The organism is Trichococcus collinsii, assembly GCF_900107505.1.
GTDB lineage: Bacteria > Bacillota > Bacilli > Lactobacillales > Aerococcaceae > Trichococcus > Trichococcus collinsii.
The window spans coordinates 510,913-529,989 of record NZ_FNQH01000003.1; the positions used below are offsets into that span (position 1 = coordinate 510,913).

At 48.5% G+C, this 19,077-nt stretch carries 12 protein-coding genes; 11 read left to right on the forward strand and 1 reads right to left on the reverse strand.

Translation table 11 applies throughout. From position 1 onward, the window contains the following. Window positions 1-221: 221 nt before the first annotated feature. The 4 genes from BLV66_RS09885 (at window position 222) to BLV66_RS09900 (ending at window position 4,702) form a co-directional block, all read left to right on the forward strand. On the forward strand, window positions 222-1,262 hold the full coding sequence (locus BLV66_RS09885) for a glycosyltransferase family 2 protein (RefSeq protein ID WP_245826680.1): 1,041 nt from the start codon (window positions 222-224) through the stop codon (window positions 1,260-1,262). Between the two features lie 35 nt (window positions 1,263-1,297). Continuing rightward, a complete protein-coding gene (locus BLV66_RS09890; RefSeq protein ID WP_086985932.1) occupies window positions 1,298-2,272 on the forward strand; it encodes a glycosyltransferase family 2 protein in 975 nt (324 codons plus the stop codon). Between the two features lie 76 nt (window positions 2,273-2,348). Then, window positions 2,349-3,899 (forward strand): lipopolysaccharide biosynthesis protein, encoded by a 1,551-nt coding sequence (locus BLV66_RS09895; protein WP_176974212.1) that lies wholly within the window; start codon window positions 2,349-2,351, stop codon window positions 3,897-3,899. Then, window positions 3,896-4,702 carry a glycosyltransferase family 32 protein gene (locus BLV66_RS09900; RefSeq protein ID WP_086985934.1) on the forward strand — a complete coding sequence of 269 codons (807 nt, stop codon included), beginning with the start codon at window positions 3,896-3,898 and terminating at the stop codon, window positions 4,700-4,702. Before BLV66_RS09895 ends, BLV66_RS09900 begins: the two co-directional genes overlap by 4 nt. Before the next feature lie 107 nt (window positions 4,703-4,809). On the opposite strand, the gene BLV66_RS09905 is transcribed toward BLV66_RS09900, so the two are convergent. Beyond that, on the reverse strand, window positions 4,810-10,989 hold the full coding sequence (locus BLV66_RS09905; protein WP_086985935.1) for a polysaccharide deacetylase family protein: 6,180 nt from the start codon (window positions 10,987-10,989) through the stop codon (window positions 4,810-4,812). A gap of 454 nt (window positions 10,990-11,443) precedes the next feature. Between BLV66_RS09905 and BLV66_RS09910 the strand changes: the two genes are divergently transcribed. From BLV66_RS09910 to BLV66_RS09940, 7 genes are all read left to right on the forward strand, one after another. Beyond that, window positions 11,444-12,529 (forward strand): LCP family glycopolymer transferase, encoded by a 1,086-nt coding sequence (locus BLV66_RS09910; RefSeq protein ID WP_176974213.1) that lies wholly within the window; start codon window positions 11,444-11,446, stop codon window positions 12,527-12,529. Between the two features lie 69 nt (window positions 12,530-12,598). Beyond that, a complete protein-coding gene (gene galE, locus BLV66_RS09915; RefSeq protein WP_086985937.1) occupies window positions 12,599-13,612 on the forward strand; it encodes a UDP-glucose 4-epimerase GalE in 1,014 nt (337 codons plus the stop codon). A gap of 143 nt (window positions 13,613-13,755) precedes the next feature. Beyond that, window positions 13,756-14,640 (forward strand): UTP--glucose-1-phosphate uridylyltransferase GalU, encoded by an 885-nt coding sequence (gene galU, locus BLV66_RS09920; protein WP_086985938.1) that lies wholly within the window; start codon window positions 13,756-13,758, stop codon window positions 14,638-14,640. A 92-nt stretch (window positions 14,641-14,732) separates the two neighbouring features. Further along, window positions 14,733-15,776, forward strand: a complete 1,044-nt coding sequence (locus BLV66_RS09925; RefSeq protein WP_086985939.1) for a glycosyltransferase family 2 protein — start codon at window positions 14,733-14,735, stop codon at window positions 15,774-15,776. A 21-nt stretch (window positions 15,777-15,797) separates the two neighbouring features. Then, entirely contained in the window at window positions 15,798-16,904 is a 1,107-nt protein-coding gene (locus tag BLV66_RS09930; protein ID WP_245826669.1) for a glycosyltransferase family 1 protein, read from the forward strand. Beyond that, complete coding sequence (locus tag BLV66_RS09935; RefSeq protein WP_086985940.1) at window positions 16,901-17,971, forward strand: hypothetical protein; 1,071 nt, start codon at window positions 16,901-16,903, stop codon at window positions 17,969-17,971. Before BLV66_RS09930 ends, BLV66_RS09935 begins: the two co-directional genes overlap by 4 nt. A gap of 20 nt (window positions 17,972-17,991) precedes the next feature. Beyond that, window positions 17,992-19,044 (forward strand): EpsG family protein, encoded by a 1,053-nt coding sequence (locus BLV66_RS09940; protein WP_086985941.1) that lies wholly within the window; start codon window positions 17,992-17,994, stop codon window positions 19,042-19,044. The last annotated feature ends 33 nt before the right edge of the window (window positions 19,045-19,077 follow it).

Sequence of the window (19,077 nt, forward strand, 5' to 3'; positions counted from 1 at the left end):
AGACTGACAATGGTGGATAGTATTTCCAAAACCGATCCAGCTAAGAAATCCATGATCCGCAGTTACAATTTTGTTAAGATTGTTATTTTTCCTTTTTCATTCTTAGTAATTACCTTATACTAGAAGGTAATGGACTAGTTGCGCTCACCACAAGAGAATGTGTAGCGCCAGTCAAGACATTCTGCACAGCAGAATCGGGAGGAGGACCTAGGGTGAAACCAATGGTCAGCATCATTGTGCCGGTCTATAATGCGGCACCTTATTTAAAGCAGTGCGTAGACAGTCTGACAAATCAGACGCTGAAGGAAATCGAAATCATACTGATAAACGACGGTTCTAAGGATGACAGTCTGGCCGTCTGCATGGAGCTAGCTTCCAAAGACGATCGAATCCGCCTAATCGACAAACTGAACGGCGGCGTGTCGGAAGCGCGAAACGACGGTCTGCGCGCAGCGACTGGAGAGTATATAGGCTTCGTCGATCCGGACGACTGGGTCGATGCGGACATGTACGAACGGATGCTTACGACGCTTACAACGGCGCAGGCGGACATCTGCATGTGCAATTATGTCAAGGAAACAAAGGAAGGCACCGTTCCAGTATTGATGAAACAGACAGGGACCATCGAAAAGGATGCAATCCTCGGTGATATCGTCGCGAACGTTATCGCTAAACCGAGCTTCCGAAGCGGCGAAACGGACATCATGGGCAGCGTTTGTCGCCTATTGGTCAGCCGCGAGTTGCTCGAAAAGGAGAATATCTGGTTCGATAAGGATGTAGCTTTCATGGAAGATTTGCTTGTCTGCGTGGAAGCTTTTCTGAGATGCGAGCGCATCACCATCGATGGCGGCGCCTATTACCACTACCGTGTTCATGAAAGTTCAACGGTCATGGCCTTTAAGCCGCAATTCTACCAACGCCAGAAACAAGCTTTTGCAAAGCTGCAGGCATTGCTAGCACGTGAGGGTGTAAAGAATGCATTGTCGATGCGTTTGGCAAACCGCTACATCATCGTCGCCTTGCTATCGTTGGCAAACGAGGCGCATAAGGACAATCCGATGCCGTTCCGCGAGAAAATCCGCAACATCGGTATGATATTGGCAGATAATGAGTTAGCCGCCAATCTTGAGAAAATCGATCTGAATGAAGTGGAGTCCCGCAAAAAACTGGAACTGAACCTGATGAAGAGAAGAGCGAGCATGACACTTTATCTCTACTACAGCATATTCAATAAAATAAAGGCCGCATTGGGCAAAGGCTGATCAAGCCACCCCAGGCAACAAGGAAGGGTATTGAGATGAGCGAATTGATCAGCATCATTGTGCCGATTTACAAGGTGGAGGCTTATTTGCCCCGTTGCGTAGATTCGATACTGGCACAGACACACACAAATCTGGACATTATCCTGGTGGACGACGGATCTCCTGACAACAGTGGGAAAATCTGCGATGCCTATGCCGAAAAGGATAAACGCATAACGGTCATCCATCAAGCCAACGGTGGCTTATCGGATGCCCGCAACGCTGGCATCGCTATTGCGAAGGGTGCGTATCTGACATTCCTGGACAGTGACGATTGGGTTCCGGCAGAATACATCGCCTACCTGTACAATCTGTTGAAGGAAACCGACAGCGCCATTTCTCTCTGCAATTTTCTGAAGACAACGACGGAAAAGCTTCCTGAGACGGCCGAACCGGAAATGGTGACGGTCATGAAGAATGACTCTATTTTGGCGAAATACATCGACTTGGGCGATGAGTTCCATCCGCAGTTGGTTATGGCCTGCGGAAAACTGTTTGAAGCGAGCTTGTTCGAATCAATCCGTTTCCCGGTTGGCAGACTGCATGAAGACGAGTTCACGACTTACAAGCTGTTCCATTTTGCGCCGCAGACGGTGATCTCAAAAAAGCCGCTCTACTATTATTGGCAGCGCGAGGATAGCATCATGGGAGAAGCAGGCTTCCGTCTGCAGAACAAACTCGATTATATGGACGCGTTGATTGAGCGGGCAGCTTTTTTCCATGAGGTGGGCAGGCTGGAATTGAGCGACCGCACTTATAAATCATTGTTCTCCGAAGCTTTATCGGTCAATCTGCAATTGGATGCGCTCAAAGAGACAGAAGCTAAAAAAACGGTCAGGGGTATCCTCAAACAGGCACGCAACGCTTTGAAACGCACAGGTCGTTCGAAATTGGCCTTTATGTACAATACCTACCTGTCTTATGAACGACCGATTGCTTGGGCTTACCGCACTTATAAAAAATTGAAGTAATCAGGAGATGCTGCTTCATTTTCCGATTATTCCGGTTCTGAGGCAGCCTTTTTTCCTGAACGAAAAGAGGGTTACAGTGGATAAAAATAAACAATTCGCCATCAATATGATAGCGCAGGTCGTCGGCTTTGTCGTGATGATGGGTATCAGCTTCCTGTTGACCCCGTTCGTCGTAGAGCATGTCGGCAGCGAGGCCTACGGGTTTGTCGGCTTGGCAAACAACTTTGTCGGCTACGCGCAGGTCATCACAGTGGCTTTGAACTCGATGGCCAGCCGTTTCATCACGATCAAAATCACCGAAAATGATGTGGAAGGATCGAACCGTTATTTCACTTCTGTTGTCATCGCCAACATCATGACAGCCTTGGTATTGAGCGTTCCTTCGGCCATCATCATCCTGAATCTGAACAAGATCGTCAACGTGTCCGACGCGATTCTGATCGATGTTCAATGGCTGTGGGCATTCATCTTCCTGAATTTCCTGGTCAGCATCATTTCGTCAACGTATAGTGTGGCGACGTTCGTCCGCAATAAGTTGTACTTATCTTCACTGCAGGGCATTATCTCCAACATCCTGCGGGTAGCGGTGTTGATCGCAGCGTTCAGTTTTTTCGTTCCCTCAGTGTGGTATGTTGGTTTGGCAGCATTCGTGGCCTCGCTCTACATCTTCGTTTGGAATGTCCATTATACGCGCAAGCTGATTCCTGATATAAAAGTCAAACGGCGCTATTTTGATGTGAAAGTCATCAAGGTGCTACTGTCATCCGGTATCTGGAACAGTTTCACGCGGTTGAGTTCGATCCTGTCGACCGGTCTTGATCTGCTGGTGACAAATCTGTACGTGAGTTCTGCTGCGATGGGCGTGCTTTCAGTCGCCAAGACGGTGCCGAGTGCAATCCTGACTTTGTTCGGGACATTGGCGAGCGTCTATGCGCCGCAGCTGACGATCAGCTATGCGGAGAATAATTACAAGGAAATGAAGAACCAATTGATGTCTTCAATCAAGTTCCTTGGCCTCTTCGCCTGTATCCCCGTAGCGGCGCTGTTCGCTTACGGGGAAATCTTTTACAAACTATGGGTGCCAACTCAGGATGCGCATCTCCTGTATATGCTGACGATTTTGTCCTGCATCGAGTTTATGTTCGTCTTGCCGTTGGAAGGGCTATGGAACCTCTTTACGGCGACAAACAAGGTCAAGCAGACTTCAATTTACATGTTCGCCAACTCGATCGTTACGATCATCATCGTCTTGGTGGCTTTGCAGTTTACGAATGATGACACGTTGAAATTGTACATCATTGCTGGGACGAGCACAGCCTTTGCGGTGATCCGTTCCTTGTTCTTCCTGCCTATTTACGGGGCGCATTGCCTGAACATCAAATGGACGTCTTTCTATCCGTCCATCCTGAAGAACACGCTGTCGGTCGTTGTTGCTTCGGTTTTCTCGCTGTTGGTCCGTAACTTCCTTCCGATCGACGGTTGGGCGATGCTGATTTTTGCTGGCATCCTGACGAGCATCTTTGCGATTGCCTTCAACTTCATTGTGCTGTTGAATCGGGATGAACGTACGGCTGTCGTAAAAAAAAGTGTTGCGCAAATAAAAGAGAACGAAAGGGGAAACTCATGACGAAGATACCAAAAATCATCCATTACTGCTGGTTCGGCGGTGCGCCGATTCCGGAAAAAGACAAAGCCTGCATCGAAAGCTGGAGGAAATTCTGTCCGGATTACGAAATCATCGAATGGAACGAAAGCAATTATGACATAACAAAAAACCGCTATATGAAGGAAGCCTACGACGTTAAGAAGTGGGGCTTCGTGCCGGACTATGCCCGCTTGGACATCGTCTATACGCAAGGCGGCATCTATTTGGATACGGATGTGGAGATCATCCGCAACATGGATCCGCTGTTGGAAGATGAAGCATTCATGGGCTTCGAGGACGGCAAATTTGTCGCGTTGGGATTGGGGTTCGGTGCCGCAAAAGGTAATCCGCATATCAAAGCCATGCGCGACGTCTATGAAGGTGTCTCCTTCATCAATCCGGACGGCAGCTTCAACACTTTGCCGAGTCCGCATTACACGACCGATTATCTGCTGGAGAAGGGTCTGAAACAGAACGATACTTTCCAGCAGATAGAAGGCATCAGTATCTATCCGAAAGCCTATTTCTGCCCGCGTGATTATTATACTGGGGCGATGAATCTGACTGAAAATTCCTACACGATCCATCACTACAATGCATCCTGGCTATCCGATGAGGAAAAGCAGAATTACGAACGCAAACTGCGCCTGATTGAACACTACGGCAAGACGGCCGGCACAGGTCTGCATTACGTCCTATCGGTACCGGATATCCTGAAAAGGAACGATATCGGAGGTTTGATCGGGAAAGCGTTGAATAAGATCGGCGGCATTTTTCGAAAATAACCCGCCGAGTAGCTGATACAAATAAAACACCATCCTTACCGCGATTCATATCGCTGCAAGGATGGTGTTTTGCGTTTTCATCCAGCTATTCAGGAATCAAACTAGTATCAAGCAATTTCTGTGTAGAGTCCGATTGTGTATTCAGCTTGACCAGTACTTGCTGCGTAATAGGCAAGCCCATCAACAACATAGACGTAGCCGTCACCATATGGGGCATGAGCGATATGGTGCATTGCGAGATTGTTCCATTCTCCATTATCTTGTGCGCCGACCGCCTCGCCGAGGTATTCAACGGTTACGGTTGTCGTTGACAGGTCTGAAAGTTTGTACCAACTCGTGTATTCGCCATAGACATTGGTTGCGACAGGTGTCACCTGCACCGGCATCACAACATAATCCTCAAACACGAATGGATTGCCGGCACCGCGATAACCTTTTTCCGTCCAGTCCTCTTCAATGATGAGACCGGCTGGATGCAGTTGCCATTGATCATTTCGCCAATCGCCAGATGTGTTGTAATACAAGGAGATGCTGTTGTACGGTTGTTCGGAAGTCGTCAAATACCAAGTGCCGCCGACTTCGAAGACGTTGGAGTCGACGAAGTTTCCTTCCAACAAAGTGGAGTGATAATCCCAATCGAGCGGGAAAGAAGTTGCAAAGTAGGCTTCAACATTGCCGGCTTGATCGGGAACCATGTAGTAGTTTTCATTATATTCGAAAACACTAGGATAGGCTGCCCGAATGCCATCGGTTTCCGGACCGAGGACAATTTGGGTATAGGTCCAGTTGACGAGGTCACTGCTGTAGGCGTGGGCGACACTGTCCGTGAAGCTTTGGGTTGCTATGTTGTATTCCTGAAGTACTTCAAAGAACATATGGTAGACGCCATCAACGAGGATGATGAATGGATCGGCTGTACCCAGTGGATTGGTTACATCGGTCACATCATTCCGAGTGATGACCGGATTGGTGACGTTCCCGAAGTCATCAAGCACAGGGATAACGAATTCCGGTTCAGGTTCTACGTAGCTGAAGTCACCCTCGTAGGCAAGCAACTCGCTGATGGTCTTAAATTGATAACCAAGGGCGCGGGCTGCTGTGATCATTTCCAACAGTGCGGTAGGGGTTGTGCTGGCTGAGCTGTTACCGTGCAGCAGATAGATGGCTCCTGCAGAAAGGTTGTTCAGGACCGCCGCACTTACTTGGCTGGCTGAAAGTGTTCCTGACCAATCGCGGGTGTCGACCGTCCAACCAATTGTGTAAGTGTAGCCTAGGCTGCCGGCTGTTGCCAATACGGTTGCGTTCGTTTCACCCATCGGAGCGCGGAAGTAAGGCGTTGTGCTCTCACCGGTAGCATTTTTTACCAGCTGCTCCAATTGATTCAGGTCGGTTGTCAATTCAGCTGCCGTCATTTGAGTGGCATCATCTTGGGTAAAGGTGTGATTGCCTATCTCATGACCTTGGGCGATGATGTCATCGATCAAGGTTGGATCGGTCAAGCCGTTCAGGAAGAAGGTCGCTTTCACGTCCAGCAGCGCCAAATTTGCCAATATCTGGCGGAGATTAGCAGCACTGGAAACATCACTGATAGTCAAGGAAATGACTTGTTGATTGGTATTGACTTGATTGACCAATTGCGAAGGTGTCGTGATGACCGGTGGATCAGGATCAACCGGATCGACTGGATCAGGATAGATTCCTTGGAGAGCCAACAAACCTGTGATAGTTGTAAATTCATAACCGAGCGCGCGTGCAGCTGAAATCATTTCCAACAAAGCTGCCGGAGTAGTTGCGGCTGAGCTATTCCCATGCAACAAGAAGATGGAGCCGGGAGTCAAGTTGTTCACGACGGCAGAGCTGACTTGAGCAGCCGTCATAGTGCCTGACCAGTCACGTGTGTCCACCGTCCAACCGATTGTGTAGTCATAGCCGAGCGTACCGGCTGTTGTAAGGACGGTAGTGTTCGTTGCCCCCATCGGAGCGCGGAAATAAGGTTTTGTACTTGTGCCGGAAGCGTTTTGGACCAACTGCTCAAGATTGTTGAGATCTGTGGTCAATTGGGCTGCCGTCATTTGGGTGGCATCGTCCTGGCTGAAGGTGTGGTTGCCGATTTCATGGCCTTGGGCGATGATGTCATCGATCAAGGTTGGATCGGTCAAGCCGTTCAGGAAGAAGGTGGCTTTGACATTCAGAGTAGCCAAGTTCGCCAATATTTCGCGGAGATTGTCTGCGTTCGAAGCATCGCTGATTGTAAGGGAAACAACTTTTTCACCTGTCGTTACCTGATTGATCAACTGCGAAAGGACGGTTTCGACCGGATCAACCGGGTCAACCGGATCGGTAGGGTCTCCCAAGTAGACGCCATCCAATTGGATCAGATCACTGATTGTCGCGAAGGAGTAACCAGCTTCACGGGCCGAAGCGATGATTTCGTACAAGGAACCTGGTGTGTTGACGGATTCAGGAACAGCATGCATCAAGTAGATGGAGCCTGGTGCTAATTGGTCCAACACGTTGAAGGCAATTTCTTCAGAAGATAATGTTCCAAGGTAATCCAAGCTATCCACTGACCAACCAATGGTATAGGTATAGCCAAGGCTGCCGAGCGTTTCCAAAACAGACTGATCGTAGTCCCCATATGGCGGGCGGAAGAGCGGTCTGGATGTTGCTCCTGTAGCATTTACGACTTTGTTTTCCAATGCGTTCAGCTCAGCCGTAAATTCTGCGATGGTCAAGTAGGTAGAGAATTCATGCGAGTAACTGTGGTTTCCTAGTTCATGTCCTTGGGAAACGACTTGATACAGCATGTCCGGATCGGCTGTGCCGTCCGCGAAGAAAGTCGCTTTGACGTCCAGTTCAGCCAAAGCATCAAGGATTCCCTGCAAGACTTCGCTGTCTCCAAGATCGTCAAAGGTCAAGGAAATCACTTTTTGGTCCGTGTCTACCTGTTCGATGAATTGAGATACGCCTTCAGAAATTTCTCCGGGACCATTGTTACTGCCATCATCAGTTACGCCTTCCAGTGCCATCAATTCGTCGATTGTGACGAATTCATAGCCTTGATTGCGGGCTTCTGCAATAAGGTACCAAAGGGATTGCGGTGTGCCGACAGCAGTCGGATTCGCATGCAGCAAGTAGATTGACCCTGCATCCAGATAATCAGTTACACTGGCTGCAATCTGCGTTTCGGATAAACCTTCCCAATCGCGTGTGTCCTGCGTCCAACCGATTGTGTAGGCATAGCCGAGGCTGCCTAGTGTTTCGAGCACGGCATCGTTATAGACCCCTGCTGGAGCACGAAAATAAGGTTTGGAGGATACGCCTGTAGTTTGCATAATGTAATCTTCCATCAGTTCCAAGTCATAAGCCAATTCATCGGCTGAAAGGGATGTCGAATCGTCATTGTGGGAATAGGTATGGTTCGATAGTTGGTGTCCGGTTGCGACCAGTTCGGCCATCAGTCCGGGATCAGTTGTACCGTTGAGGAAGAAGGTGGCTTTGACGCCAAGGTAATTGAGGTTGTAGATGATGTCGGCTAGGTTGGTATAGTCGTCACCATCATCAAAAGTAAGAGCAATGACATTGCGATCCGTATCTACGTGGCTGACGAATCGGGATGGTCCCGTTCCGTAGTCCGGTTCTTCTACATCAGGATCGGTAACTACAGGCTCTTCACCAACATAGATGCCTTGATAAGCCAATAGGCCGGTGATTGTCTCGAAGCGGTAACCAAGTGCCTGGACTGCTGCCACCATCTGCAGAATTGCGGCAGGTGTTGCAACTGCATCGGCGCTGCCGTGTAAAAGAAGAATTGCTCCGGGTGCTAAGCTGTTCACGACAGCAGAACTGATTTGTGCTGCTGTTTGCGTGCCGCTCCAGTCGCGTGTTTCGATAGTCCAACCGATGGCGTATTGATAACCGAGACTTCCGGCGGTTGCCAAAACAGTCGCATTGGTTTCGCCCATCGGTGCACGGAAGTAAGGTGTTGTGCTCGTGCCTGCTGCATCTTGAACGAGTTGTTCAAGGTTATTGAGGTCCGCCGTCAATTGAGCTTGGGTCATTTGCGTAGCATCTTCGTGGCTGTAGGTATGGTTGCCGATCTCATGGCCTTGGGCGATGATTTCATCTATCAGGCTCGGGTCGGTCATACCGTTCAGGAAGAAGGTGGCTTTGATTCCCAAAAGTGCGAGGTTGTTGAGAATCTGCCTTACATTCTCGGTTCCGGATGCATCGCTGATGGTCAAGGAGATGACCGGCACATCGGTGTTGACTTGGTTCACGATCTCTGCGGGTGAAGTGATGCTCGGCGGCGTTGGATCAGGATCAGGGATTGTTTCACCAGGTTCCTCCCCGGGTATTGTCGGGTAAGAGCCCTCCAAAGCGAGCAAACCACTGATCGTAGCGAAGTTGTAGCCGAGCTGACGGATGGCTGTGATCATCTGCAGTAAAGCTGCAGGGGTTGTGCTGGCGGAAGCGTTTCCGTGCATCAGGAAGATGGCGCCTGGTGCCAAGTTGTTCACGACAGCAGAGCTGACTTGAGCTGCGGTCAATGTGCCGCTCCAATCACGGGTATCGACTGTCCAGCCGATCGTATATGCATAACCCATACTGGCTGCGGTGGCAAGGACTGCATCATTTGTCGCGCCCATTGGTGCCCTGAAGTAAGGGCGGGTAGTTGCCCCACCGGTGCTGTCCTGCACCAAGGTTTCCATAGCATTTAGTTCCCAGACGACTTCATCCACTGTCATTGCGGTGGCATCATCGTGGGTATAAGTGTGGTTGCCGATTTCGTGTCCCTGTTGAATGATTTCGTTGATCACGGTGGGATCAGTCAAACCGTTCAGGAAGAAAGTGGCTTTCACATCCATCGTAGCCAAGTTGGCAAGAATCTCGCGGACGTTTTCGGCATCTGACGCATCGCTGATGGTCAAGGAGATTGTTTTTTCGCCAGTAGAAACTTGGTTGATGACTTCTGATAGGATATCATCCGAATAATCCTCTTCGATGGGTGCTTCTTCTTCGACTGCGAAATAACCACCTAATGCCAGCAAATCGTTGACAGTGGAGAAGCCGTAGCCAGCTTGTTTCAACGCCGCAATCGAATACCACAAAGATTCGGGTGTGTTGGCTGCACCTACGCTAGCATGCATCAGAACAATCGAACCAGGTCTGACATTATTAACGACCGCGTTGCTGACTTCAGTAGCAGAAATGCCGGTCCAATCGAGTGTATCTACGTCCCATCCAATCGTGTATTGGTAACCTAGGCTACCGACCGTATCCAAAACGGAACTGTTGTAGGATCCATAAGGGAGACGCAAGAAAGGAAGGGAAGAGGTTCCTGTCGTTGTTTGGATGTAATCTTCCATCAGGTTGATGTCGTTCGCCAAAGCGGATGACGAGAGTGTCGTGGAGTCGCCATGCGAGTAGGTGTGGTTGGCCAATTGATGGCCGTCCGCCACAATCTGCTGCAGCAAGGATGCATCAGCATCACCGTTCATGAAGAAAGTGGCCTTCACGCCTAAGTAGTTCAAATTATCCAGAATCTCGTAAAGGTTACCATAGGAATGGCCATCATCGAACGTCAGAGCGATCACGTTATCTGCGATATTTACTGAATTGATGATTTGCGAAGTTCCCGAAAAATCGCTGACTGCGGCTGCAGCCATCAGTTGCATCGGTTCTTCGTAGCTGATTTGGGCTTCTTCAATTGGTTCTATTGGTGCAGTTTCTGCGGGGACTTCAATCGGTTCTGTCGGAGTGTCCGTAGGCTGTTCCGTTTCAATAGGAGTTTCTGTGCCGGAAACAGGTTGTTCTACAGTTATGTCCACTGGATTTTCTTCAGGAATAGTTGTTACGGGTGCGGTCGTATCTGGAGTAGGTGTTACCGTTGTGGGTGGTGTTAGGTCGGTAGCTTCCGGTGTGGTAGCTTCCTCAATAGGCGTGGTCGCCGGTGTGGTTGTTTCTGGGGTGGGTTGCGGATCGGCCGTTTCCGGCAGAGGCTGTTCTGTAGGTGGTGCAGGTGTTTCCGTCATCTGCTCATCTACCGCAGTTACTTCTGCGGGCGGAGATTCCGTTGTTGTAGTTTCGGGTATGTTGGCGTCATTGGTTTCCAGCACTGTTTCCGGCAGCGGAATACCTGGCGGCTGTTCATTGAGAATGGGCTCTTGGAGTGTTGTTTCAGTTGTCCCTGTTGTCCCTTCCGTTGCTGCAGATACATCTGTCAGCGCGCCGTAGATTGTAAATATGACTAAGAAAGGAGGCAGTATCATAAATCTTTTTTTCATAATTCAGCCCTCCTTCAATCGCTAAATCTGAAAACAAGCCTATTCGGTTAAGTGATTCTGTTGCTGTGGTGGGTTGTAGTATGCTACGTAACCATCAGGACCATCTCCTTATTATTGAAAATAAACGTAGAATGAGCCGGAAACAGTGTAAGAGGTCAAGTGCTGATAGGTTTATTCGCCTGCTTAACTTAACCACTCTATGTTATTATAACCCAAATGAGAGCGTTTTAAAAGTATTAGACTATCTAAATCGAGCCCGCAAACGCCCGCACAGAAGCGTTTCTGGAGATATGTTAAAATTGGTGTATGTTACTTTGTTACAGGTTTACTTTTTTGTTAAGTTTTTGAATAGCCCTTTTTCATTCGCCAGAATTGTTCTATACTGAATGAAGCGATATTAAGTAGGGTGATGGGCTGTCTTGCAGCCGCATTGCGCAGAAAGAGGCTCGAACCGATGAATGACACAAGAAGCAATTATTTTAAGAAGAAAAAAAGGAATCGAATCATTATTCTATCACTAGTGGGTTTTGCCCTCGTCGCTTTCGCGCTGTTCTGGACTGTTTACGACGATGTGGAGAGCACGCTGAAAACTGTTTTCGAAGATGTCGAAACGGAGAACATGCGGGAAGAAGAAGTTTCGGTAGATGCGACTCACCCAATTTCGTTCGCGCTGTTGGGGATCGACATGTATGGGGATGGGATTGCGGAAGGCACCGGTCGTTCGGACACCATCATCGTTGCGACGGTCAATCCTAAGACCAAAAAGACTACAATCGTCAGTGTGCCGCGCGACAGTTATGCGGAGATGGTTGGCTATGAAACGAGTATTTATCCGGAGTATAACGACAAGATCACGCATGCCTACGCATTCGGCAGTACCCAGATGGCCATCAATTCGATCCAGGAATTCCTGAATGTGCCGATCGACTATTACGTCGAAATCAATATGCAAGGGCTGCATGACATTGTAGAAGCAATTGGAGGCATCGAATTGACGAGTCCGTTGACATTCGAGTTTGAGGGTTCTTCCTTTGTCGAAGGTGAAACAGTCACCGCGGATGGATGGGATGCTTTGGCTTTCGCGCGGATGCGCAAAGAGGATCCTGAAGGCGACTTGGGTCGACAAAATCGACAACGGATGGTCATCAAAGCGATTTTGGACAAGCTAATTAGCATCGACAGCGTCACGAATTATAAAAAAATTCTCAGTGCAGTGGAAGTGAACATTCAAACCAATCTTTCTTTTGAAGATTTGCTTGATATCAAGTCAGGCTATGTGGATGCGCTTGACACGTTCACGCAACTTTCAATCGCTGGTGAAGAATTGTATTATGATGAAATCTACTATTACTATGTCGATCCGGAAGAGCGTTTGCGCATCGCGAATACGCTGCGTGATGAATTGGAAATTGATCAGGTGCAGTTCAGCGACATGAACCTTTCGGACGCTGACTCATCCTTTGGCTTTGGCCAGATGACCAGCGCCGGATTGATTACAGAAATACCCGATTTCGACAGCACACAAGAATCGGAAGAATAAGAAAAAATTATCCACGGCAATAATGAAAAAGAAAATAAACGATAACAGCCAATTGGAAAGAGGGATTATATGTCAGTATTAGTAACAGGTGGAGCCGGATATATCGGCAGCCATACGGTAGTGGAATTATTAAAAGCCGGCCAAGAAGTGGTCATCGTCGATAACTATTCGAACAGCAAACCGGAAGTGTTGAACCGAATCAAAACGATTACCGGCAAAGAACCGACCTTCTATGAAGTGAATGTATTGGACCGTGAAGCCTTGGACGCAGTATTCGCAAAAGAGGATATCGACTCGGTCATCCATTTTGCAGGCTACAAAGCAGTCGGCGAATCCGTCGCTAAACCGATTGAATACTATCACAACAACATCACGAGCTCATTGGTATTGTGTGATGTGATGCGCAGCCATGGCGTTAAGAAGCTTGTCTTCAGCTCTTCAGCAACGGTCTACGGCATGAACAACGTGTCACCGCTAACGGAGGATATGCCTACAAGTGCAACAAACCCTTACGGCTACACGAAAGTCATGATCGAACAGATCCTCCAGGATGTAGCGTTCGCGGATTCCGAGTGGAGCATCGCCTTGTTGCGTTACTTCAATCCGATCGGTGCGCATGAATCTGGCCTGATCGGCGAAGACCCGACCGGCATTCCAAACAATCTGATGCCGTACATCACGCAAGTGGCAGTCGGCAAATTGCCGCGCTTGAGCATCTTCGGGGACGATTACGACACTCCTGATGGCACAGGCGTACGCGACTATATCCACGTTGTCGACTTGGCGTTGGGCCACATCAAGGCTTTGGATAAAATGAAGGAGTCGAACGGCGTCGGCATTTACAACCTCGGTACCGGCATCGGCTACAGTGTGCTGGACTTGACCTATAATTTCCAGAAGGCTACCGGAGTCGAGATTCCTTACACAATCATCGATAGACGCCCGGGCGACGTCGGGACTTGCTACGCGGATGCGACAAAGGCAAAAGAAGAACTTGGCTGGACAGCCCAGAAGACATTGGCTGATATGTGCCGAGATTCCTGGAATTGGCAAAAGAGTAATCCGAATGGTTACGAAGCGTAGTTTTTGCGCTGAATGAGCTTGGGCCGCGGCATCGCTCATCCGATTGGATGCGTGCCGTGGCCCTTTTTCTGTTCTATGTTGATTCTTTTTTGGCGGCATCTTTGTTATAATGGAACGGACTATACAAAGAAAGAGGGAGTCCCATGACAAAAGTACGGAAAGCTGTTATACCTGCAGCAGGTTTAGGAACGCGATTCTTGCCGGCGACGAAAGCGATGGCAAAGGAAATGATGCCGATCGTTGACACGCCAAGCATCCAATATGTGGTGGAAGAAGCCATGGCTGCCGGCATCGAAGAAATCATCATCATCTCCGGGAAGGGCAAGAGCCCGATCGAAGACCATTTTGACGTAAACATCGCGCTAGAAGAAAACTTGAAGGCAAAAGGCAAGACCGCGATGCTGGAATTGGTTCAGCAGACGAACATTCCGCACATCCACTATGTGCGCCAGGCTTACCCGCGTGGACTGGGCGATGCCATTCTGCAAGCTGAAGCTTTCATCGGAAACGAACCTTTTGTCGTATTGTTGGGCGATGATATCATGCCAAATGAAATCCCGTTAGCGAAATCTTTGATGGATACCTACGACGAGACGAAGGGCGGCGTCGTTGCGACGATGCGCATCCCTGAGGACATGACGAACCGATACGGAATCATCGACATCAAAGAAAAAGTCGGCGAACATATCTACAGTGTCAACCATTTCATCGAGAAACCGGCTCCGGAAGAAGCACCGAGTAACCTTGCCATCATCGGCAGGTATCTGCTGACGCCAGAAATATTTGACATTCTGCGCAATCAAGAACCCGATGCCGGAAATGAAATCCAGCTGACCGATGCGATCGAATCATTGAACGCGATCCATCCGCTGGTGGCTTATGAATATACAGGCAAGCGCTACGACGTGGGCGATAAATACGGCCTATTGATCGCGAACATCGAATTCGGTCTGGAAAATAAAGACACAGCAGATAAGATGCGCCCGTATCTGAAAGAATTGGCGAAGGAATTAAAGAACAAAGCATAACGCGGTGCAGTGATAGGAGGCGCAATATATGCCCGGACCCGGATTAAGCCGGTCTGGGTGCTCCGTCATGCCATCGTCAGGAAGGAAAACTAATGGAAAACAAACCTTTTTTCAGCATCGTGATACCGGCCTACAATTGTGCCGGCACCATCCGAGCCACTTTGGAAAGCATCGCTGCACAGACGGTAAGCGATTTTGAGGTCATCATCGTAAACGACGGGTCTAAGGACGCGACCGCGGATGTTTTACAGGCAGTTGCCGCCGAAGACGGTCGATTTTCTTACATCACCATTCCAAATAACGGACCGGGAAATGCCCGTAACCAAGGGATTGCACGCGCGAAGGGGACCTATCTGTTTTTGATGGATGCGGACGATGAAATCGAACGCCATACTTTGGAACGCTACCAAACCATCATCAACAGCGAGTCCCCGGACCTGATCGTGGCTTCTTACAATCTGCGAGTCCTGGACCATCAAGAAATCGTTTCGGAAAAACAGGTCATCGCTGAAGATCGGGTCTACGCTTCGAACGCAGCATTTCTGGAGGATCTCTATCCTTTGATGAACAAACAGCTGATGTATGTTATCTGGAACAAGCTTTATCGCTTGGACATCATTCGCACGCACCAAATCGCCTTTCCGAGCTACAGCAGCTGTGAGGACCGTTTGTTCAACATCGCCTACTACCGGCATGCCAAAAAAGTTGTGACGACCAGCGAAGTGCTTTACCAGTATGCCTTCGAAGGTAAGAGTAGCTTGACCAACAAATATTTCGACAATAAATTCGAGACATTTCTGGAATTCTATAATGAATTGTTGGACCTGACCGACAAGGATTTGGGCGGTTTCAGCGCGCTTTTCCTGAAAGGCACGATGTCTTGCATCATCCCGTTGCACGGTGCCAGCTGCCCTCTGGATTGGGCAGGCAAACGGAGTTACATCAAAAAAATCTTACAACATCCGCGCGTGCAATATGCAACGGCGCACAGCCTGACCGATACGCCAATCCGGAAAATCATGCAGTTCCTGTTCCGGAGCAAATCGGTTTACTTGAACTATATCGCTTCCGGCATGATGCACTTGTTGAGCAATGCCTCGCCGAAATTGATTGAAAAGCTCAAAGGAAATTTCTAGAAAGATGGGAGAACTACACTAATGACTCAACCTAAACGTGTCCTGCATTTCCAGGGCAGAATGGGAAAAGGCGGGGCGGAAACATTCATGATGAACGCCTACCGCAACATCGACCGTTCCAAGTTCCAGTTCGATTTCGTCATCTATGAGGAATTTGCCGACGTGCGTCCTTATCATGACGAGATCGCAGCATTGGGGGGCAAAATTTTCGTGGTGCCAAACCCCAATAAGCACCCGCTCCGCTACATCAAAACCGTCAGCAAACTGCTGCAGGAGAACCAAGTTGACATCGTCCATAACGAAATCTTCTTTGGTGGCGGCCTGAACCTTTGGCTGGCTGCCAAAGCCGGCGTCAAAAAGCGTATCGCCCACAGCCATGCGACTTCCGACGGCAAAGGCAACCGATTTCCGTACAGCGTCGTGCGTCCGATTTTCAACAATCTGATGATGAAATATGCGACTGATTTCATTGGCTGTTCAGATGAGGCTGGCATCGGCCTTTTTGGCAAGGAACAGACATTCGTTATGCTTCCGAACGGCATCGATCTCGAACGTTACCGCAACGTGCCGGTGACGAAGGCTGACATGCATGCGCAATTGAGTATTCCCCTGGATGCCTTCGTGATCGGACATATCGGCCGTTTTGAGGAACAAAAAAATCACCGGCTGTTGCTGAATATTTTCCAGCATATCCTGAAAAAACATCCTAATACGTATCTGTTGTCGGTCGGGGCCGGCAGTCTTGAAACAGAAATCCACGGTTTGGCCAAAGATTTGGGCATATCCGATCATGTGATCTTCTTGGGGGAGCGCGAAGATATCGCCGAATTGCTGAAAGCGATGGATGTATTCCTGTTGCCTTCATTATATGAAGGTTTGCCGATCGTGGCGGTGGAGGCGCAGGCAGCCAACGTCAAATTGGTGCTGTCAACCGAAGTCTCAGAGGACACTGTGTTATCCGAAAATGTCCGCTTTGTACCACTGGATGCGGATTTGGATCGATGGGAAGCCGAAGTTATGGGCGAGCCGAAAGGCAATCGTCCGAAACCGGAAATGGAAGCCTTTGATATGTTGAAGACCGCAAAAGCGTTGGAAAAAATCTATGATGCGAAGGAGGTCTCTGCATGATGCATTTACCCACCCTAAAACAAACAAAAGAATTTTTGCAGGATAACAAAAAGACGATCTTCGGGACTGCTTTAACACTTGTCCTTCTGTACGCACTGGGGATCGCCTACACGCTGTTCAGTGATGATAAAGTCGAAGAAATCAAGAAAATTGATCCGGCCACTGGATTGGAACTGCAGCTGATCACGGACACTGAATACAAAGCGCTCTTGGAAGATGCCGTACGTTTCGATTTCTATGTAGAGAATACGGAAGGCTATGCCTTCACGAATTTTAATCTATTGGAAGCAGTGCTGTTGTCGCCTGAGGTTTATGAAGCAATTAATTCGGTGGAGCCGATCGTTGCAACTGACGCAATTGAAGCCATGGAAGAAGGCAGTATTCCCACAAACTATATGATAGATGTGGACACGGATAATGAAACCAGCGAACTTCATATCACGGTCGGGACCGGGGATGAGGCAAAGAATGAAGCCATCGCGACATTGCTTTATGAAGCTGTCCAAGCAGGAACGATCCCGTTCTTTGAAAATAAGAGTACTTACCTTTTGTCGGAGCCACATGTCGTGCAATTGGAGAAAGGTCCGGAGCCGACGAATGAAACAGGCACTACAAGCATGCTCCTTTATCTCGTCATGGCGGCGGGTTTGTTCATCGGTGGTTTATTGTTAGGCATGTTGTTTGGATTTTTACGTCTGTTCTTCAAGAAGGAAATCACGGATGTGTTCAATTATCGCATGAGTGATGACGATATCGTGCTGGACTTATCCCACACAATCGATGCAGATCAGGAAGCAGCTTTGGCGCATGGCATTCAGCATCCGGCAGCAACACGCAAACTTGTCCTATCCGAGGAGCATTTGTCGCCGACTGTGCAAAAACGCTTGGAGCAGATGGAAGGCGCGCCGTACATATTTGCGCAATCCATCCTCTCTACAGATCCGCTTTTGCATTTCGATGAAGTCATCCTTGTTTCCAGAAAAAACGGAACAACAAAGGACTGGTACAAGAATCAACGCACACAATTGGAAAATTACGCGACTCCAATCAAAATAATCTTAATCTAGCATTGGAGGAGGAATAATGGATGGAGCTCTATGTCTTTACATTTATCACCTTGCTGTTGCTAAGCATTGCTGAAGTTTTCTACGACAACAAAAAAATCGTCCTGATTGGTGGCGGGCTATTGGCTATCTTGGCTGGATTGCGCTATTACTCGGGATACGATTTCGTTTCTTATTATTACTTTTTCTATGACTTGACCGATTTGTCGGATGTCTTCAACGGCAGCATCGATGCCGAACCCGGCTACCTGTTTTTGAATTATCTGTTCCTTAAGCTAGGCTTGAACTATTATGCGTTCATTCTCTTCTTCGCGTTTCTGAGCATGGGGCTGTTGGTAAATTATCTGTATAAGAATGCCCCTTTCCCGTCCTTGATTCTGTTCTATTATTTCTCACGATTTTTTTTGGCGAGGGATATGGGGCAGATCCGCGGTTCAATCGCGAGCATCATCCTGCTCTATTCGGTGAAGTACATGAAGCAGAAACAGCTGTTCCGATTTCTGTTCGTTGTGGGGCTAGCTTCGCTGTTCCATATCACGGCGCTCATCTTCATCGTCGGCTACTTCTACGAAAACTATCTCTATGACGGGAGCCGACTTCAAGTGATGGTACTGTTCGGTTTGGCTGTTGCAGCGGGCATTGTAGTGCAGATTCCGCAGCTGTACATGTGGGCGGTGCCTAATCGCTACGCTCCTTACTTTACGAACCCGGCATATACCGGTGGACAATGGCTGCTGAATCCGGTTTTGTTGATGCAATTGTTGATTTTCTTCGGGACATTGTTATTCACGAATGTCCGTAAAGATGAAAAATACCGGACTTACCATAATCTCTATTTCCTGGCCTCATTGATCTTGATCGCTTTCGGGAATCTGGCGACGGTAGGGGGGCGTTTGAGCTCTCCCTTTGCGACCTATGAGATGTTCGTGGCGCCGTATTTCATTCTGAATTTCACGAAGAATAAATTGGTCAATCTGATTTTCTGCTTAGGATTTACGGTCATCATCTTTTTGTTGATCTTCATCTTGTCAGGGGATTACGCCTACTTCATTCCGTATGCAACCTTATTTCAATAAATAACTTAAAAAAGTACAAATGCTTTACTGATC

Bases quoted from the DNA above. Each gene is read 5' to 3' on its own strand.
- BLV66_RS09940 (WP_086985941.1), top strand. From the start codon at position 17,992: ATGGAGCTCTATGTCTTTACATTTATCACCTTGCTGTTGCTAAGCATT.
- BLV66_RS09910 (WP_176974213.1), top strand. From the start codon at position 11,444: ATGAATGACACAAGAAGCAATTATTTTAAGAAGAAAAAAAGGAATCGA.
- BLV66_RS09890 (WP_086985932.1), top strand. From the start codon at position 1,298: ATGAGCGAATTGATCAGCATCATTGTGCCGATTTACAAGGTGGAGGCT.
- BLV66_RS09900 (WP_086985934.1), top strand. From the start codon at position 3,896: ATGACGAAGATACCAAAAATCATCCATTACTGCTGGTTCGGCGGTGCG.
- galU (WP_086985938.1), top strand. From the start codon at position 13,756: ATGACAAAAGTACGGAAAGCTGTTATACCTGCAGCAGGTTTAGGAACG.
- BLV66_RS09925 (WP_086985939.1), top strand. From the start codon at position 14,733: ATGGAAAACAAACCTTTTTTCAGCATCGTGATACCGGCCTACAATTGT.
- BLV66_RS09930 (WP_245826669.1), top strand. From the start codon at position 15,798: ATGACTCAACCTAAACGTGTCCTGCATTTCCAGGGCAGAATGGGAAAA.
- BLV66_RS09935 (WP_086985940.1), top strand. From the start codon at position 16,901: ATGATGCATTTACCCACCCTAAAACAAACAAAAGAATTTTTGCAGGAT.
- galE (WP_086985937.1), top strand. From the start codon at position 12,599: ATGTCAGTATTAGTAACAGGTGGAGCCGGATATATCGGCAGCCATACG.
- BLV66_RS09885 (WP_245826680.1), top strand. From the start codon at position 222: ATGGTCAGCATCATTGTGCCGGTCTATAATGCGGCACCTTATTTAAAG.
- BLV66_RS09905 (WP_086985935.1), bottom strand. From the start codon at position 10,989: ATGAAAAAAAGATTTATGATACTGCCTCCTTTCTTAGTCATATTTACA.